This window comes from Psychrobacillus soli, from assembly GCF_006861775.1.
Taxonomy (GTDB): domain Bacteria; phylum Bacillota; class Bacilli; order Bacillales_A; family Planococcaceae; genus Psychrobacillus; species Psychrobacillus soli.
Map to the genome: position 1 here is coordinate 59,974 of NZ_VDGG01000001.1, position 19,285 is coordinate 79,258.

At 37.8% G+C, this 19,285-nt stretch carries 13 protein-coding genes and 1 pseudogene; 1 reads left to right on the top strand and 13 read right to left on the bottom strand.

Going from position 1 to position 19,285, the window contains the following annotated elements; genetic code table 11:
- Nucleotides 1-29: 29 nt before the first annotated feature.
- The 12 genes from FG383_RS00230 to FG383_RS00280 form a co-directional block, all read right to left on the bottom strand.
- The gene (locus tag FG383_RS00230; RefSeq protein WP_142604842.1) at nt 30-2,882 is read right to left on the bottom strand and encodes a beta-glucosidase; all 2,853 of its coding nucleotides are present in this window, start codon (nt 2,880-2,882) and stop codon (nt 30-32) included.
- Between the two features lie 886 nt (nt 2,883-3,768).
- Nucleotides 3,769-5,841, bottom strand: a complete 2,073-nt coding sequence (locus tag FG383_RS21190; RefSeq protein WP_246096762.1) for a methyl-accepting chemotaxis protein — start codon at nt 5,839-5,841, stop codon at nt 3,769-3,771.
- A 923-nt stretch (nt 5,842-6,764) separates the two neighbouring features.
- Nucleotides 6,765-8,036 (bottom strand): RidA family protein, encoded by a 1,272-nt coding sequence (locus FG383_RS00240; RefSeq protein WP_142604843.1) that lies wholly within the window; start codon nt 8,034-8,036, stop codon nt 6,765-6,767.
- 375 nt (nt 8,037-8,411) lie between these two features.
- Entirely contained in the window at nt 8,412-8,948 is a 537-nt protein-coding gene (locus FG383_RS21560; RefSeq protein WP_425467607.1) for a nicotianamine synthase family protein, read from the bottom strand.
- On the bottom strand, nt 8,840-9,241 hold the full coding sequence (locus FG383_RS21195) for a hypothetical protein (RefSeq protein WP_246096764.1): 402 nt from the start codon (nt 9,239-9,241) through the stop codon (nt 8,840-8,842). Before FG383_RS21195 ends, FG383_RS21560 begins: the two co-directional genes overlap by 109 nt.
- 342 nt (nt 9,242-9,583) lie before the next feature.
- Nucleotides 9,584-10,555: an ABC transporter ATP-binding protein gene (locus tag FG383_RS00250; RefSeq protein WP_142604845.1), complete on the bottom strand. Its 972-nt coding sequence runs from the start codon at nt 10,553-10,555 to the stop codon at nt 9,584-9,586.
- Complete coding sequence (locus FG383_RS00255; protein ID WP_142604846.1) at nt 10,552-11,538, bottom strand: ABC transporter ATP-binding protein; 987 nt, start codon at nt 11,536-11,538, stop codon at nt 10,552-10,554. Before FG383_RS00255 ends, FG383_RS00250 begins: the two co-directional genes overlap by 4 nt.
- 5 nt (nt 11,539-11,543) lie before the next feature.
- On the bottom strand, nt 11,544-12,470 hold the full coding sequence (gene opp4C, locus FG383_RS00260; protein WP_246096766.1) for an oligopeptide ABC transporter permease: 927 nt from the start codon (nt 12,468-12,470) through the stop codon (nt 11,544-11,546).
- Between the two features lie 58 nt (nt 12,471-12,528).
- Complete coding sequence (locus FG383_RS00265; RefSeq protein WP_142604848.1) at nt 12,529-13,485, bottom strand: ABC transporter permease; 957 nt, start codon at nt 13,483-13,485, stop codon at nt 12,529-12,531.
- 139 nt (nt 13,486-13,624) lie between these two features.
- Nucleotides 13,625-15,370, bottom strand: a complete 1,746-nt coding sequence (locus FG383_RS00270; RefSeq protein ID WP_142604849.1) for an ABC transporter substrate-binding protein — start codon at nt 15,368-15,370, stop codon at nt 13,625-13,627.
- Nucleotides 15,371-15,543: 173 nt separating this feature from the next.
- Entirely contained in the window at nt 15,544-16,743 is a 1,200-nt protein-coding gene (locus FG383_RS00275) for a M20 metallopeptidase family protein (RefSeq protein WP_425467605.1), read from the bottom strand.
- A gap of 50 nt (nt 16,744-16,793) precedes the next feature.
- Nucleotides 16,794-17,066, bottom strand: a complete 273-nt coding sequence (locus tag FG383_RS00280; RefSeq protein ID WP_142604850.1) for a hypothetical protein — start codon at nt 17,064-17,066, stop codon at nt 16,794-16,796.
- A 253-nt stretch (nt 17,067-17,319) separates the two neighbouring features.
- Between FG383_RS00280 and FG383_RS21565 the strand changes: the two are divergent.
- A pseudogene (locus FG383_RS21565) lies at nt 17,320-17,400 on the top strand (hypothetical protein); the annotation flags it as partial.
- A gap of 332 nt (nt 17,401-17,732) precedes the next feature.
- Here the strand turns inward: FG383_RS21565 and FG383_RS00290 are convergent.
- A complete protein-coding gene (locus FG383_RS00290; RefSeq protein WP_142604851.1) occupies nt 17,733-18,698 on the bottom strand; it encodes an aromatic acid exporter family protein in 966 nt (321 codons plus the stop codon).
- Between the last annotated feature and the right edge of the window lie 587 nt (nt 18,699-19,285).

Consider the following 19,285-nt stretch of genomic DNA (forward strand, 5'->3'; position numbering starts at 1 on the left):
ACTTCATCCCACAGCTAGGGGCCAACCGATTAGAGTTCCCCTTTCCATTGTTGTTGCCATTTTTGTTGCCATTTTTGTAGCCATTGGTGTAGCCATTGGTTGTGGCCATAGTTGTTGTCGCCATTGTTACCATTGTTGTTGTCTTTGTTATCGCCATTGTTACCATTGTTGTTGTCTTTGTTGTCGCCATTGTTACCATTGTTGTTGTCTTTGTTATCGCCATTGTTACCATTGTTGTTGTCTTTGTTGTCGCCGTTGTTACCATTGTTGTTGTCTTTGTTGTCGCCGTTGTTACCTTTGTTGTTGTCTTTGTTGTCGCCGTTGTTACCTTTGTTGTTGTCTTTGTTGTCGGAGTTGTTACCATTGTTGTTGTCTTTGTTGTCGCCGTTGTTACCTTTGTTGTTGTCTTTGTTGTCGCCATTGTTACCATTGTTGTTGTCTTTGTTGTTGCCATTGTTATCTTTGCCGTTGTCCTTGTTAAGTTTGAAGTTCAACGGGATGTCTTTTTCCAACGGAGTGTCTGCAGAGGAACCACCCACATGTATGCGGTATTTTCCATCAACAGTAGCCCACTGGCCATCAGCCCAGTTCGCTAGGTTGTCCGGTTCTGCCGGAATGAAGTAAGAGAACGGGTGGTTGGAGTCTGCCTGTTTAATTCTTACAGTCATGAGTTGGCTCTCACCTGGTTCAAGGTCAATTTTCTCGAAGTTGACAAGTCGCTTGGTCGGTTGCCCCGCCTCGTCCGGCAGTGTCATGTAGACCTGTGCCGCTTCTTTGCCGGCAACGTCACCAGTGTTCGTGATTGTGAAGGACACGTCAATACCGGATAACGAACCGTTATTGCCTTTGCCTTCATCGTGGACCTCTTTCACCTTAAGATCATCATACTCGAAAGTCGTATACGATAGACCGTATCCAAATGGGAAGACTGGCTTCACATCGTTTGCTTCATACCAGCGGTAGCCCATCTCTAGACCTTCCGTGTACTTGGCGATTAGCTGGTCAGAACCGTCACCGTATGCGCCTGGTCCGCCTGCCTTGCCAGTATCTTGACGCGTTCCCGGGAACTGCTCCTCAGTCGCGAAGGCAGCTTCTCGCTCGGTCGCCCCGAATGTCATAGGTAGCTTTCCGGAAGGATTTACTTTACCGTAAAGCAAGTTGGCCACAGCATTTCCATCTTCCATACCTGGGAACCAAGCTTCAAGCACAGCAGGTACTTCATCCAGCCACGGCATTAGCACCGTACCAGAAGTCTTTAAGACCACAGCGGTGTGCTCCGCGTTTGCCTCCAAGACTGCATCAATTAGCGGCTCCTGCTCCACCCAATCCTCTCGGTCCTGGTTTGTATCAAGGTCGATAGCCGGGAATCCTAGGGTATCACGGTCCACAGTCTCATGAGGGTTGTCGCCTAACATTAGAAGCACAACGTCAGACTCAGCAGCAAGCTTAGCGGCAGCCTTCGGGTCACGGCCATCATTGTATGTTACTTCAGTGTCATAGCCTAGCTCCTCTATGACGTTCTCTAGTCCTTCTTGCGGAGTGACCGTGTAAGGAGCATTTACGTTCTCATTATTGTCTCGAATGGAGCGCGGGGACATCTTTGCCTCACCAGCAAACCATTCAACACCAATCAGTGCGATAGACTCCGGTTCACCGTCAAGTGGCAGGAAGTTATTTTCGTTCTTAAGCAGTACGGCCCCTTCTTCAGCCATCTTTCTTGCACTGTCACCATTAGCAATCGGATCCACGATTTCTGGTAGGAACTCATCGTAAGGCTCATCCATATGACCATACTCGATCATCTTAATGTAGCGCGGACGAAGAAGATTGTCGATGTCGTCCTCTGTCACCTCACCTGAATCAAGGGCATCCTGGATTATCTCTTCCGTGTAGTACTGTGGTGCCCAGTCGAGCTCAACATTCGTGCCTGCCTTGATGGCAGCAACTGTGTCGTGAATTGCTCGACGGTCACTCATGACGTACCCGTCAAAGCCCCAGTTGTCCCGCAGGGCATCTTGTAGCAATTCAGAGCTATCACAAGCATATGTGCCGTTAACGTCCGGGAATGAACACATCACTGAGGCTGGATCAGCATCCTTGACGGTCATCTCGAAAGGCAGCATGTACAGTTCGTTCATAGCCTTTGAGGGAACCTGGACACCCATCGTCCATCGCTCAGTCTCCTGCTCATTGCCGGCCAAGTGCTTAAGCTGGGCCTGAACTCCTTGGGCCTGGATGCCTTTGACCTGCTCGGTCGCCAGAATACCAGTCAAGTATGGGTCCTCACTGAAATATTCATAGTTACGCCCACCGTATGGGTGACGAATAAGGTTCATACCTGGTCCGAGCAACACGTGATGCGCGAAGGCGCGTGTCTCCTCGCCGAGAATTCTACCTGCCTCGTAGTTCAGCTCGCGGTCGAAAGTCGCAGCCAACGCTGGGGTAGACGGTAGCCCCGTCGCCTCAGGGTCATTACCACAGGATCCACCCTTCACGCCTGTACCACCGTTGGTCATTCGGATTGTAGGGATGCCTAGCTCCTCGATTCCACGGATCTGACGGCCAGTGTCTTGCCATTCGCACCCAGGCAAGGTACCCTCTGGCGCAAATTCACCGTTCTGATACTTACTAGTACCACCCTTGTTGATAACAACCGTCTCACCAGTGTCATTCTCATTGAAGCGCGAAATGGCAATTTGCTGGATTTTCTGCTCCATCGTCAGCTCCTCGATAAGCAGCTCTGTGCGCTTCTCAGCAGATAGCTGGGTGTTCATCCAAGGGTTGTTCCTTTCTGTTCCATCGTTCATCGCGTTAGCAGGATTTACTAACGAAGACATGGAAATCGTTGCTGTTAAAAAAATTGAACTAATTCGTTTTATCATCTTAATTCTCCCTTACTATCTATTTGTCAATTATTATTTTAATATAATTATTTTTATCAACTTGCTCTCTCCCTTGCTAACTATTCCATGTATCAGTATAGAGGAAAAATATTACACTAGCATGAACGTTAAATTACAGAATCATAACAAAAAACACGATATTAGTAACACTCCTAAAGTCCTTAAAATGGTATTCAAACACTGTAAAAAGCAATGATTTGCAAAATAAACGATTAAAATGATTCTAAATAATCATTATTAAAAATATAATAAAATTAGAGGGAAGAACTTCAATTTATCAAATAAGAGTAGTTACTATAAATAATTACAAATCCAATCGAAGGTGACATGTAATGAATGAAATAAGTATTAACCCTTATTTGTATGTACATTTGGTAAGAGGCTTTAAATATGGATTAAATGGAAGTAATAGAAGCTTTATAGTTAAATGGAGAATTGGCTATAACATCATCGGCATCTTTTCATACAAGTAACGCACAAAACTTTACATGTGTAGAGTGTATGATTTCATCTTTGCTAAAACAGAGCGACATCCGGTTATCCTATAGTAATTAAGACGGCATAATCAATAGTAGCAATACTGCTTGCTCTTACAAACTTAAATCTCAAATTAAGTAGACACATGTATCTCACTTCCTGCAAGGACCGAGTAGCACTGGACATGCAACAAATTCTAAGAGAATGTGAGTATTTTCATTGAAAGGACATTTTTATCGCACTTTTCTTTTCACAAAAAAACTCCACCATTAACAAAAAAGTTAATGGTGGAGTTAACTAAGTTATTTCATCATGCCGACTGTTAGCTGAAGTTATTTCTTTATGTTTCCAGTATCGATTATATTAAACTATCTGTACATCTAATCATCTATAACTTAAAATGTCTGACTAAATCATTTAGCTCTTCAGCTAATTTTGCTAGTTGACCAGATCCTCCAGCCACTTCTTCCATAATACTGCTTATTTGTTGAGAAGATGCAGATGTTTGTTCAACACCGGCTGCGGATTCTTCCGAAACGGAAGCAATTTCTTCAATTGCTCCATTCATCTCCTGTGCATTTGCTGCAATTTCAGTTAAGTTTTCAGCAATAGTTGTAATACTATAAACCATTTCTGTTACAGCTTCACTAATTCCACGGAAAGTCTCGCCAGTGGATTCAACCTGTGCTTTACCTTTTTCCACTTCTTCATAGCCACCTTGTAACGATTCCGATACAAGACCAGATTCTTTTTGAATATTACCTACTATATCTGTTATATTCGTTACAGAATCCGATACTTGTTCAGCAAGTTTCCTTACTTCATCTGCTACTACAGCAAAACCTTTTCCATGTTCTCCAGCCCTTGCAGCTTCGATTGCAGCATTTAAAGCTAGAAGATTCGTTTGATTAGAAACGTCCTTAATCACGGTTACTAAATTGGATATTTCTTGTGATTGCTTGTCTAGCCCTTGAACTTTATGGACTGAGTCCCGCACTATTTTATCTATTTTGTCCATCTGAGCAATTGAATTCTTCATTAACTCAGATCCATCTTTTGTCATGTTTAAAACTACTTTTGAATTTGTTTCGATACGGTAACCATTTTCATTTGCTTCTTGAACTTTTTCTGCAAAATTATTCATACCAAATGATAAATCACTCGCACTATTGGCTTGGGTTTCAGAACCAGACGCTAATTCCTGCATAGTAATTGCCACTTGTTCTGCTCCCATTTTCACTTCGTTTGCTGATTGAGTCAATTCTTCACTTTGACTACTTACTGTTTCAGAAACTGTATTGATTTGACTTACTATTTCTCGCAAGTTCCGATTCAATTGGTTTGTAGATGTCACTAATTGACCTATTTCATCTTTAGATTTAGATTTTAATTCTTCCTTACTTAAATTACCTAAAGCTAGTTGCTCCATTACATTTGTAACATGCGGAATTTCTCTTAACATACGTTTTAACAGCAAGAATACTAAGATAATAAGGATGAGACAAGCAATACCAAAATATAAACTCATCATCAACGTGAATGTATTAAGACTGCTTAATGCTTCATCTTGTGGTATAGATGTTCCAACTGACCAATTGGTTGTAGGAACTGGTGAATACCCGATATATTCTAAACCCTCATTTACTTGCGTTAGTTCAAGTCCCTTTTCACCATCAACCATTTTCTTACCGACATTTCCTATCTCACCAGAAATTGATTGAAGTTTTTGCTCTAGAATCAACTCACTGTTTGGATGATATAGTATGGTTCCATCGTTGGAAAGTAAAAACGAGTATCCATTTTCACCCATCTTGTAAGATTGCATTAATTGCGGTAATTCATCTAAAAATATGTCTATCGCAACGATACCAACCGTATTTTCACCTTCTTTAATTGGTTTCATAGCACTTAAAATCATTTTCCCAAATACTTCATCCATATATGGCTCCGTAAAATATACGTTATCTTCCGCTATGGCTTGTTCGTACCAAGGTCTGCTTTTTATATCAAAGCTTGGATCCGATACTATATTATTACTTCCAACTAGAAAATTGGATTTATCACTGGCAATCCAAGCCATTGCAACAGCATCATCTATTTTAACAATCTCATCAAGTGATTTTAAAACCCCATCGTAATAAGCATTTGTCGTTGCTTCATCTCTTGATGCAGCTGTATTCAAGTATTTTAGTATCTCCTGGTTTGTTGCAATTTGCCTTACAATCGTTTCTTTAGCCGCAAACATATTATTAACTTGATCAGCAATTGCCTCGCTTTTCGTCGATACATTTTCTTCTACACTTTGAACTAATATGGATTTCGTATAGGAGTTAATTAGAAACCCTGTAATTGAAAATACAATGATGATAGCTATAAAAAGTACAAAAGCTACTTTTGTTGAAATACTATTTCTTATCCAAGAAAACAAGTTTAACTTCGTTTCATTATCTTTTTTACCCATTAATATATTCCTTCCTATCCTTGTAGCTATAACTAGTATCTTTTATAAGGCTTTGAGTAACACTTTCTTCATTATATTTTCGTTAAAAGTTTACGACAAAATCAATATAAACAGCTTGTATAGTCTCCAAAATCATACTTTGTTGTTCCTTCTCTAGTACACATAATAACTTAACCCTGGAATTCATCTTTTAAAATTTTACAGCATCGTTACATTTTCCCCTTCCCCATAAACAAGAGATACTTACATAAATCACCTTGGACTTTGTTATCCTCAGTTGAAAGATGATCAATATCTATAATTACGTTGAAATTAGGCATATCTCATCCATTTCTTCGGATAATCCAAGTTGTTTGAATCGATTCCAATGTTAGTGATGACTCATTCCATACATAAACTTATACTTTGTAGTAAATCTTCCTTATTAATTATAATTGATTTTACAAGTCTTAAGCATCATTAAAACATAGTACTTTAGGATCGTATTTTAATAATTCTTGAAAAGAATACATCGAAAATACCAATTTCCCCTTAATTTAAATAGAAAATTAGTTAAATTTTTATAATTCACAATATGTTTTTTTCATACTCGATTGCAATTCTAGAAAAGGAATAAACACTTAAAGGAACATTAAAAGAAACAAAAAAGGTTTCTCAAAAGTTCGGGAACTTATGAGAAACCTCTATTACTTATGTGTTTTTAAAATATAGCAATCATTTGGTTTCAAATTACTATTTTGATACATATAAAGCGTTTATTTAACAGACTTTTAAGTACCTGATTACATCACTGTAAAAAAAGGAGGCTGTCTCCATTTTCATTGGAGACAGCCTCTTCTTATGAATAAGATATGCGATTTCGCATTCACCATCGACATTAACAAGTAACTTTGATAGTTCCTGTATCTACAAACAAATGCCTCTTATGCTTTTGGAGGAGTTCCTTCAGCATTTGATACAATTGCATCGATTTGGATTAAAGCATCTTGAGGTAAAGCTGATACGCCAACTGTTCTACGTGCAGGAACACCGCCTGGGAAGAATGTTTTGTAAGCTTCATCTACAGCATCAATATCCGCGATATTTTTAAGGAAGATATTCACTTTAACAACATCGTCCATAACGTGGTCGATACTTTCTACAATTGCCTTAATGTTTTTCAAGCACTGTTCAGCTTGCTCTTTTACACCACCGGCTACCAATTCACCTGTTTTTGGATCTAAAGGTAATTGAGCTGAAAGGTTATTGTAATGAGAGAACGCTACAGTTTGTGTAGATAGAGAACTCTTTGGTGCATTTTCAGTGTTGTTTGCCCATATAACGATACCATGTCTGTCTTCAATAGCTTGTGGAGGTGTACCATCTCCGTGTGATACTACTGCTTCAATTTGTACCAAAGCATCCATAGGTAAAGCTGAAGCTGCAACTACTGTTCGTGCAGGGACATAAGCTACGGCTCTAGCAATAGCTGAATCCGGGAAAAATGTTGAATAAACTTCATTTACAGCTTCAGTATCCGATAGGTTTTTAAGGAAGATATTAATTTTAACAATATCGTCAAAAGGAACGTCGATACTTTCTAAAATTGCCTTGATATTTTTCAAACACTGTCCAGTCTGCTCTTTTACTCCGCCAGTTACCAATCTACCAGTTTTTGGATCGATAGGCAATTGAGCTGAGAGGTTATTGTAATGAGAGAAAGACACGGTTTGTGTAGATAGTGGACTTATTGGTGCATTTGGCGTGTTATTTGTAAGTTTGATGAGGTCGCCTGCTTGCGGTGCGTTTGGAATTGTACCTTCGCCGTGTGAAACAAGTGCTTCAATTTGTACCAAAGCATCCATAGGTAAAGCTGCAACTGCAACTGTTGTTCTTGAAGGAACATAAGTTGGGAAGAAAGTTTTATAAACTTCGTCTACAGCGTCAACATCTTTAATATCCTTAACGAATACAGTGATTCTAACGATATCACTCATAACATGATCGATGCTGTTTACAATTGCCTCGATATTTTTAAAGCATTGTTCTGCTTGCTCTTTTATACCTCCAGCTATCAATTTACCAGTTTTTGGTTCGATAGGTAATTGTGCTGAAAGATTATTGTAATGAGAGAATGCTACAGTTTGTGAATATAAACCGTTTCCGCTTGGAGCATTTTCCGTATTTTTTGCTGTTACTGCGTTATAGTTGCTCATGATACGATTTCCCTTCTTGATAAAAATTTTCTAACCTAAGTATGCACCGAAAAACACGGTCTTAACCGCCCAGAATGCACTACAAAATTATAGCAGGATTTGTTCATTTCGTCTAACGTTTTGTAAGTAATGAACAAAAAATAATAAAATAAAAAAACTTCCCACAAGTCCATTGAACTTGTGAGAAGCTTCTTTTTTATATGGTAATGGATTATTACATCATGCCGCCTATAAGGTAAAAGTTTGTTAAATCAGCGCATTGGATATTGTTAACTACAACATCTTTAATATTAATTTGCCGTTATTATGAGATTGCATTAACAAAATTTTAACATCTTTTAACCTTAATAAAATGAACTAATTACCAATTAATGATTAAATATACTTTGCTAACGTTTTATAAGGTTGCAGAACGATCGTATCATAGATGCACTTATCCTGATTAATCGATTTGACTTGCCATTCCTTTAATAAGCTTAACTCCAAAGGATAGTTGAACAAGGACTTCAAACCGTTTCCGTAACGTACGATTATTTTACAATCTGGATGGACTTTAGATTTTAATTCCTCTATAATCTCCTGCTTCTCTGGCACAAGCGATGCAATGTATATATGGGTAGCTGTTTTTAGAAATTCAGGGTGTCTCAAGTGACTGTCCGAATAATGAAGGATTCCATGTAAGCCCAGAAACTGCGCTAACTCTTTCCCGTAGTGAACGGCTTCACTGTCAATATCCGTGCAAACTACTTCCGCACTAGTTTCCTTGGCAATAGTAAAAGCCGTTAAAGGATAAGCTCCGGCGCCTATAAACCAAACTTTAGATGTTCCGTCAATTTGAGCATAACTCCTTTCTTCGTTAACAGATGCAGATAAAAGGAAAGATACAGGTCCATATCCAATTCTTCCGTATATACGTAAAGGGCTCTCATTTTTTCGACCATGCATAATGCTACAGAGGATGTTTCTCTTAACCTCTCTGCGCTTTGCTTGACATCTTCACGCTCCCCCCACTGTTTCCAAAGTTGCTCATTTTCCTCACAAACTATAAATTCACAAAGGCTATCCAGTTTTGCACCTAATAGTTCTAATCCTTCCGGAGCATTATTGGCCGTTGTCATCAACTGCTTAAGCTCATTCTCAAACGAGTTCAATAAATCCAGCAATTCCACATAGCTTACGATGGACAATCCTTTCATCTCCTCCAATTCATTTCAACACCCAGCTTAGGAGTATATGATAACGAATTGGCCATTTATGTCTACGTTTTGTGTGCTTTTCCAACATGAAATTTTGAAGTTAAAATTGCATAGACAGACGTTATTTTCACTCCCTCAGTCCTGCAATTCTTGTCATTGATAGCGTAGGGTTGGAGATATATTTTAGGGGAAAAAGGTAGGCGAAACTGTATTTGACCACTGATACATTTTTCCAAAAGTTGATATCATTACTTTTCTTCATAAAATAGTAATCATGAAAAAAGATTAATTTTGAATTAGCTTATTATACAAAAAAGATCCTCCAGATTAATCCAAAGGAACCTTTTTCTGTTATGCGAAATGACAAGCGACAAAATGATTCGCTTCCACTTCTCTAAATTCAGGTACTTCTATGCGACACATATCAGTAGCAATCGGACAACGTGTATGGAATTTACAACCTTTCGGAGGATCCGCTGGATTTGGTATATCCCCTTTGATAATAATTCGCTCGCGTTTTAACGTCGGATCTGGAACTGGGACAGCAGAAAGTAATGCCTTTGTATAAGGATGAAGTGGGTTACCGTACAGTTGATCACGACTGCCTAATTCCATCATTGTCCCAAGGTAAAGAACACCAATTTTGGAACAAAGATGCTCCACTACACTTAAATCATGGGAAATAAATAAAAATGTAATATCTCGTTCTTTTTGCAAATCGCTAAATAGATTAATAATTTGGGCTTGGATCGAAACGTCCAATGCTGATACAGGCTCGTCTGCAACAATAAAGTCTGGATTTAAGATAATCGCCCGTGCAATTCCAATTCGCTGTCTTTGCCCTCCGCTAAATTCGTGAGGGTAGCGATCAATCTGATAAGGAGCTAGACCACAGATGTCTAAAACTTCTAATACTCTTTCTCTTATTTCACTTTTATCTACTAAACCGTGGTCGATCAAAGCTTCTCCAATTGCATCCCCAATTCTAATTCTAGGGTTTAATGAGCTATATGGATCTTGAAATATGAATTGCAATTTTGGTCGTAAGTTTCTCATATCTTTCTTTGAAAGCTTATGTATATTTTGTCCTTTATATAAAACTTCTCCATCTGTAATAGAAGAAAGGCGTAAAATACTTTTTCCAATTGTACTTTTTCCACTTCCTGATTCTCCAACTAAGCCAAAAGTTTCTCCCTTTTCAATCGTAAAACTTACTCCATCAACAGCTTTCACAACTTCCGGATTACGTCTGAATAGATTACTAGAATCACCATAATATTTTTTTAGATTCTTCACTTCTAGTAAAGGCAAAGCTTTACTCATACACTCACCTCTTCCTCATACAGCCAGCAGGCAACATCATGACTATCTCGTATTTGCTTCATTGGTGGTTGTTTAGTTGTACAAATGCTCATACAATGTTCACAGCGCTCACTAAAATAACAAGATGGCTGCAAATCTATTAAGTTTGGTACTTGGCCAGGGATTGTATAGAGTTTCTCTCTTCTTTGATTGATCACTGGCTTAGCTGCGAGCAGCCCTTTCGTATATGGATGCTTCGGATTTTTAAATAATTCCACAACCGGACCTTGTTCAATTATTTTGCCAGCATACATCACAATCACATAGTCAGCAACCTCCGCGACAACACCGAGATCATGCGTGATGAGCAGCATTGACATGTTTCTTTCTTCTTTTAAATTCCTTAGTAGATCAAGAATTTGCGCTTGAATTGTAACATCTAATGCAGTCGTAGGCTCATCCGCAATTAATAACCGTGGATTACAAGAAATCGCAATCGCAATCATAATTCGTTGTAGCATTCCACCACTTAGCTGATGTGGATAGGAAGAAAAGATCTCTTCACCGCGACCAATTCCAACGAGATTGATTAGTTCTAATCCTCTTTGCTTCGCTTCTTTCTTGGATAATAATTCATGCTCTATAATCGATTCCGTAATCTGTTCACCAATTGTTAAAACGGGATTGAGCGATGACATCGGTTCTTGGAAAATCATCGCGAAATCTTTTCCACGTAATCGGCGCAAATCACCTTTTTTCATTTTTAATAAATCTTGCCCTTCGAATAATACTTCACCATTACTTACTTGTCCTGAAGAAGGATCAATTAATCCCATAACAGACATAGCTGTAGCGCTTTTTCCACATCCTGATTCTCCGACAAGACAAACCGTTTGGCCTTCCCTAATTTCTAAGCTGACATTATTCACCGCGTTCACTTTTCCACCATCTGAATAAAACTGAGTGAGTAATTGATTTATTTGCAGTATAGGCTCCTTTGCCATGACGGTTACCTCCTCTTCATATTTGGATCTATCGCATCACGCAATCCATCACCAAGTAAATTGATACTAATAACAGTAAGGAAAATAGCAATTCCCGGCGGTATCCATAGCCATGGTCGTTTTTGAAAATCGATTAGTGAGTTAGCTGCATTTATCATATTTCCCCACGAAGCAGTTGGAGGGACAACACCTAACCCAAAATAACTTAGGACAGATTCACTCAAAATTGCACCGCCTATACTCAAAGTTCCAGAAACTATTAATAATGGGACAATATTTGGCAATAAATGATTTAATAGTTTTCTATGATCCCGTAATCCTAAAGCATCTGTAGCCTGGATAAACTGTCTTTCTCGCAAACTAAGAACTTGACTACGTACAAGTCTAGCAAGTCCTGGCCAGCCGACCAAACTTAGCATTAACATAACAATGTAAAGGCGCTGTTCTGTCGGAACTTTCCACTCTGACATGACTGCTGCCATTATAAAAAGCAAAGGCAGGCTAGGTAATGTCATTAATATATCAGCGATCCTCATGACGATTTGATCGATAATCCCTTTATAATAGCCTGCTAAAATCCCTAACAATGCTCCAAATGTAACAGATAGTACCATTGCACCAACACCGACTGTTAACGATATTCTGCCGGCAAACATGAGCCTCGTTAATACATCACGTCCCAATTTATCAGTTCCTAACCAGTGTTCGCTACTCGGAGGTAGATTAATTTGCGTTGGATTAACTCCTTCTGTTGCATAGGGAGAAAAGAAAGGGCCAATAAGTGAAAACAGAAAAATAAATAGGAGAAAACCTAGTCCAACAAGCGCTATTTTCTTCTTTAAAAAGCGCTGCAATACTTGTCCCCATAAAGAAGACTTTTTCCTCTTCTCAGCTTTACTCTTACTAGCAATCGTAATTGGAGGATTCTCCACCTTTTTCAACTCCTTACTATATGTAGTGCATACATCTATGTCTTTCATGGTTACTTTCTTATTTCAATCGAACTCTTGGATCAGCTACACCATATAATAAGTCAGCTAATAAGTTACTAATGACTGTCAATAACGCAATAAACATGGTGAAGCCCATTAAGAGTGGATAATCGCGCACAGTGAATGCTTGCATATAGATCGCACCAATTCCTGGCCAATTAAAGATTTGTTCCGTAATTATCGCACCACTGAACAAAGCTGGTAATTCAAAGGCAAAAAGAGTAATCGCTGGAAGAAGTGCATTTCTAAGCGCATGCTTATAAATAACAACTCTTTCCTTCAATCCTTTTGCTCTTGCTGTTCGTACGAAATCTTGTTTAATAACTTCTAACATATTTGTTCTAAAATAACGTGTTAACCCACCAATCCCAAGCATTGTTAGCACAAGGACAGGCAAAATCATATGTTCTGCAACATCTTTCACATAGTCCCATCCAGTCAAATTACTCCCAGTCGTAATCATTCCTCCAGCTGGGAACCAACCGAGATCAACAGCAAGAAACTTAATCAATATCAACCCGAGGAAAAAGGATGGGGTCGCCATCGCTGCAAAAACAATAATCGTAATAAATGAATCAAAAAAAGAATATTGTTTAGTTGCAGAAACAACACCAATAATTACAGCAATTAACCATGTGAGTATAAGTGAGGCTAACGCAACAAAAAAGGAACTCCAAATATAATTTCCAAGAACCTCCGTAACAGGTCTTTGAAATTGTAAAGAATAGCCCAGATCTCCTTGAAGGAGATTTCCAATCCAAATAAAATATCTTTCTATATCAGGTTGATCAAAGCCATAAAGAGCATATAACTCTGCTTTCCGTTCTGTCGTCAAATTGGGATCTGAGTCGACGAAATTCCCAGGAACTAAAGAATATAAGAAGAAAATGAGCATAGATGCTCCAATCAGCGTTGGAATTAAGTATAAAAGTCGTTTTAACACGTAGTTTCTCAAGCTTCCATCCCTCCAAACATATGTAACTGTTTGCACTAATACTTCTAGCAATCAATTAAGGCGTATCCAAGACCATGACATCTGGATACGCCTTACGCACGCTTTTTATTTACTCATGATGTCTGTTATTCTATGAATCTTACTTATTTACATCTACTATTTTTAAATCTTTCAAGCTTGATGCAATCCCACGATAACCATTCGGTTCAAATCCATCCACGCGTGCATTTGTTCCACTTAATACTTTTTTATAGTCCATTAAAATCACTGGTGGATTCTCATCTAGTGCCTTATACAAATTGTGGAATGCATTTGTGCGTTCTTCAAGATCATTCGTCGCAATTGTCGCCTCGATTAAAGCGTCAATTTCTTCATTTCCAAAACCTTTTATAATGGAAGATGCACTTTTCGAATGGAAATTCTCGATACCATTATATGGATCAGTCAACATCGTCGTAGAGAAGGAAGCAAGATCATGATCGCCATTTCCTACACGTGAAAGTAATGCATTAAAGTCCATTTGTTCAACTTGAAGATCAATCCCAATCGCTTTATAATTTTCTTTCGCAATTGGAATTAATGTATCTCCAAGTCCACCTGCAGATGTGAAATAATAAACAGTCAGTTTCTTACCATCTTTTTCACGGATGCCATCTGCTCCTTCAACCCAGCCTGCTTCTTCTAATAATTGTTTAGCTTTTTCTGGATCATATTTTGTACTACCAATTTCATCTGTATAAGCCCATGATGTCGGTGATACTGGGATATTCGCTACTTCTGCATATCCTTGATAATGAGTACTAATAATTGTTTGTCGGTCTAACCCAAGTACGAATGCTTGTCGTACTTTCGGATCTTTAAATACTTCTTTTTCATGATTGAATGTCATATATCCATATGCAGAAGATGTGTATACATTAATATCAGCAAATCCTAGTGTTTGTAAAAATTCAAAGTTATCTTGGTTTGCACTTAGTGCACTATAGTCTAGCTCACCTGTTTGGAAAAATTGTAGGGAATCGCCTTCTGTTGTTTTATAAATAAATTGCGCAACTTCTGGTTTACCATCATAGTAATACTCATTTGCTTCAAAACGAATTTCTTGACCTGGTAAATACTCCACAAAACGGAATGGTCCAGCACCAACTGGTTTTTGATGTAAAGCATTTAAATAATCCAATTGACCTTTTTGATAATCTTTACCATAGTAGTCTTTTTTCAAGACTTGCCCACCAATTAAACGAAGAGAACGTGCATTTACTACTTCGGTTGTCACTTCAATTGTTTTCTCGTTAATGACATTGATACCAGAAATAGTGTCTGCATCGCCATTTTTATAATCTAATCCACCTACAATTTTTGCTTCTGTAATATCAGTCCCGCCACCATAGCTTGGATCATGTAGTAATGTTAGAGTAAACGCTACATCCGCAGCAGTAAGTGGTGTACCATCATCGAAAAGCAAATCATCTTGTAAATTGTAAGTATAAGTTAATCCATCCTCCGAAATATCCCAAGACTTTGCAAGACCCGGAACAGCTTCACCAGCTTCATTGATCTCAACTAAGGGTGGGAACATAACAGCTTGGACGTTTCCATCATAACCACTTGTATTAAAATAAGGAGTAAATACTCCACCTGGTTCTTGTAATCCAACAACAACTGTATCTCCTCGATTGATTGCAAGCGCTGGAGATGCAGCAGGTTCTGTTGCTTCATGTCTTGCATCTTCTACAACAATGGATGTTTCAGTTTCTGTTTGAGTTTCTGTATTTGTTGCTTGTTCTGATTCATTGCCAGTACCTGAATCTTCATCACTACAAGCGGCAATCAGAAAACTTACTAATAAAATCGTTATGTAAATCGTCATGCTTTTAAGTTTCATCGTTTCCATCTCCTTTTCATATATGTATGGTTCTAATTATTCCGATAGTTGAATTTACTAATAGCTCCCTTCTATTTACCGAATTCAGTTTAGATCCATTTTTTTATTTAAAATGCTAAGCATCTTAATACAATTATTCATATTTATTAACTCAGTTTAATAAGTTTTACGTATTAAAATAAATAGTGTGATACGATTTTTACAAATGCTTTTTCAATAGTTAATAAGGCTCTTTCATCAATATCGAATTTAGGATGATGATGTGGAAAATGAGTATTCTCATTTTCATTTTGAGAACCTACTGAAAAGAAAGTTCCTGGCCTTTCTAATAAATAATAGGCGAAATCTTCTGCACCCATTGATGGCTCTAGTTCGATTACAGCATCTTCCGAAAATACGTCCGAGAAAAGATTCCGAACGACTTCGGTTTCTTGCGGGTGATTATATAGAGCGGGATAGCCATGAAGGTAATCAATTTTGAACCCGGCATGAAATGCATCTGTAATTCCTTGGACAATAGAATAAATTTCTTCCTTTACGAGTTTCCGAACATCTTCATCAAAAGTCCGAACCGTACCTTCAAGTCTTGCAGTATTCGCAATGACATTAAACGCATTTCCCGCTTGAAAAACACCAATTGTCACTACAGCAGATTGCAATGGATTAACCCTACGACTCACAATTTTTTGCAATGAGTTTACTACTTCACTACCAATAACGATTGAATCAATCGTATTATGTGGTCTTGCCCCGTGCCCACCGTGTCCTTCTATCAGAATTTCAAATTTATCAACAGCAGCTTGCTTATATCCTGCACCAACGGCAACTTTTCCTAATGGAATTCCCGATGCAAGATGTGCACCAAACACATAATCGACTCCATCAAGCACATGATCCTCAATCATAAATTTAGCTCCACCTGGTGGCAATTCTTCAGCTGGTTGGAAAATAAAGATGATTCTACCTTTTATTTTTTGGCGAAATTTACTTAAAGCCTTCGCCGTGCCTAATAAAGCAGCCGTATGACCGTCATGTCCACAAGCATGCATCACACCAGGGTTTAGTGATTTGTATGGAACATCCTTTTCATCATTAATTGGTAGACCATCAAAATCCGCTCTTAATGCAATTGTCTTTCCAGGCTGTTCACCTGTTAATATCCCAATAAGACCATTTCGTCCACCAACATTCGTTTTGACTTCAAGTCCAAAGCTTACTAATTTTTCTTCAATAAATTTTGCAGTCCGTTCTTCTTGAAAAGAAAGCTCGGGATGTTGATGCATATATCGTCTCCATGTAACAACGTCATCAAACTGATCATCCAATTCCGTGAAAATCGGTTGGAGTTCATCCATCTTATCTTTAAGTTGCATCTCGTTTATTCCCTCCATTAATCCCTACTAATTTTATATGTTTAATGTCATTAGTCCATTATAGTGGATATATTTACAATCTTCAACAAAAACATTTTTACAAACAGTACTTTTCTGCCATAAAGGCTTTGTGATATATGACACGCTATGATAGCTGTAAACGTTGCTTCTTCTGTTCCCTGAATCATCGTTTCTTCTACGTGATTATTATTGTCTTTACCAATTACCTTCACAATGAATTTTGGTTTTCCTATATGAATTTTAGAAAATAAATAGGTTAATAATTGAATTGGTATCCAATGTATAAGCTCCGTTTTCTTCAAGATATGTAAACCTTTCGTTGCTAAAGGCGAATCGTGCAATCTGCTCTCAAGTTACACCATCCGATTCCAAAGTTATTTTGCATGCTTTTAACCATTTATTTATGTCGATTAAAGTAAGTCTCTTACTCACTTCTTCCACTCAAATTGCATTACTCATTGAACGTATTAGTCCTCATGAAATGAATAGACTTTTTTAGAGCTTTTTGATTTAACCAAAAGAGAACATGAATTAGTAGAAGAATTATTAAAAGGGAAATCAACCAAAGTTATAGCAGATAGACTACATATATCTAGCTATACGGTTCAAAAATCATTTAAAATCTATTTTTGTTAAAACTGGTGTAAACAGTCGACGAGAACTTATAGGAAAAATAAATGCATTTTATAATGAATAGTAAGACATAAAATCATTTCCTGTTTAGCATTTTTGAGAAAACGAAAAACCCCCTCAATATTCAAATTGAGGGGATTAAAATTCTAAATCGTGGTCAAAAGGTTAGTCACATGCCTTAACTTGTTACATCAGGCATTTGACGGCTGACTTACATCATGCTGCCCGAAAGGTGAGAGTGTGTTATATCTTTAACGATGTTTGCAAAAAAGTGCGGTATATCAACATTTGTAAAAATAAATCATCTGAATGTCCTCTCTCACAGGCTCCTTCCACTATCGACTTCTTTTTGTAAAAAGTTTTCTCTTTATGTTTAAGTAGTTTTTCATTTCAAAAATCAAATAAAATAGATTCGCCCGTACTTCAAATTCTTCTCTTGTCTTCGGCAACTCCATCTTGCGAATCAAGGCATTTAATTCCTCTAACTCATTTAATGAAATGTCCGTTGTATCTCCCGAATGAACGTTCCGGCTTAAATTCTCCAAGAACTCTGCAAACATTTCTTTCTGTTTGACGTCTGGGCTAGATGAAGAGAAAATAGCAACGATTTTCATCATATGTTTTAGGAGTTCCAGTTGATCCTCTCGCATTTCCAGATAATAATAATGTTTATTTTGTTTTCGCAACAGATGGTTTTCTACATCTTGGATGGCAATGCTTTTGGATTGATTAATCAAATCTTCTACCTCAAGTATTTCTTTCCCATCCCAGCTTCGCATACTATCCCTTAAATGGGCAGAGAATTCAAAGAGAATAATTTCAAACTTTTGTTCAATCTCCTTCTTAAAGATTTCAATATCTCGCTTGAAATTTGGCATGAAACTATTGACGAGAAGAGCAATTCCCATACCGATGAAAATAATATAGAGCTCGTTCAGAAACATAGACCAGTTAGCATCCTTTACCGTATAAACATGTAATACGACAACCATACTTGTGACAAAACCACCCTGGATGTGAGCTCTTACGAGGATTGGAACAAATAATAAAATAAATAAGGAAAAGACAATGGGATAATAACCTAACACTTCAAACAACAAAGCACCAAGAATCAAAGATAAAAGAGAGGCAAAGAATTTATCCTTAATTGTAATTAATGTCTTTTTCTTCGTTTTCTCGATACACATAATAACAATAATTGCTGCAAATGTTGCAAATTCCAAATCCAATAAACTCGCAATCCAAGTTGCCAACCCTGCTCCTATAGCAGTCTTTATCGTCCGATAGCCCATACCAATCATGGAAGCACCACCTTATTATTTTCTATATAAATCCTTGCAGGTTACCAGTTTTACAAACATTCGCGTTAATGCACATATATGTACAATCATACAAACCATAACCGGTTGGCATCAGCTTCGATGAATATCAATACATTTGTAGTGTAATCTAAGAATAGTTTAACACGTAGATAATGAATTGTGATATAACCGCACCTTCTGTCGTCTCGATGTAGATGTCTTTATCGAGAATGTTCGAGCGTAGGAATTTCCAAAGTTACAAAGTTCAAATGGATACAAATGTAAGTTTTTAGGTTAGGTAGGAATATATTATATACGTGGGTTATTTGTAAGGTATTGGCTTCTTGATAAATCAGGAAAAGCGATGCAAGACGAACTCGAATTAGGCAAAAAAACTAGTATTAGATAGTTCATTTTTTCCCAGTCCCTTTAACGATGAATGGAATGTCCCACATAATAGAGATACTGCGACGTAGTGAGCTGAATGAAGTATCCGCCGGGATTTTAGGACACAGTATCCCTATATCGCGTTCGATACAAAAAATGGCATACCTTATACTACTTGAAAAAAATCATCCACATGTCTA

Excerpts from the sequence above, each read along its gene's own strand:
- FG383_RS00230 (WP_142604842.1), bottom strand. The coding sequence starts at position 2,882 with ATGATAAAACGAATTAGTTCAATTTTTTTAACAGCAACGATTTCCATG.
- FG383_RS21190 (WP_246096762.1), bottom strand. The coding sequence starts at position 5,841 with ATGGGTAAAAAAGATAATGAAACGAAGTTAAACTTGTTTTCTTGGATA.
- FG383_RS00240 (WP_142604843.1), bottom strand. The coding sequence starts at position 8,036 with ATGAGCAACTATAACGCAGTAACAGCAAAAAATACGGAAAATGCTCCA.
- FG383_RS00250 (WP_142604845.1), bottom strand. The coding sequence starts at position 10,555 with ATGAGTAAAGCTTTGCCTTTACTAGAAGTGAAGAATCTAAAAAAATAT.
- FG383_RS00255 (WP_142604846.1), bottom strand. The coding sequence starts at position 11,538 with ATGGCAAAGGAGCCTATACTGCAAATAAATCAATTACTCACTCAGTTT.
- FG383_RS00270 (WP_142604849.1), bottom strand. The coding sequence starts at position 15,370 with ATGAAACTTAAAAGCATGACGATTTACATAACGATTTTATTAGTAAGT.
- FG383_RS00275 (WP_425467605.1), bottom strand. The coding sequence starts at position 16,743 with ATGCAACTTAAAGATAAGATGGATGAACTCCAACCGATTTTCACGGAA.
- FG383_RS00290 (WP_142604851.1), bottom strand. The coding sequence starts at position 18,698 with ATGATTGGTATGGGCTATCGGACGATAAAGACTGCTATAGGAGCAGGG.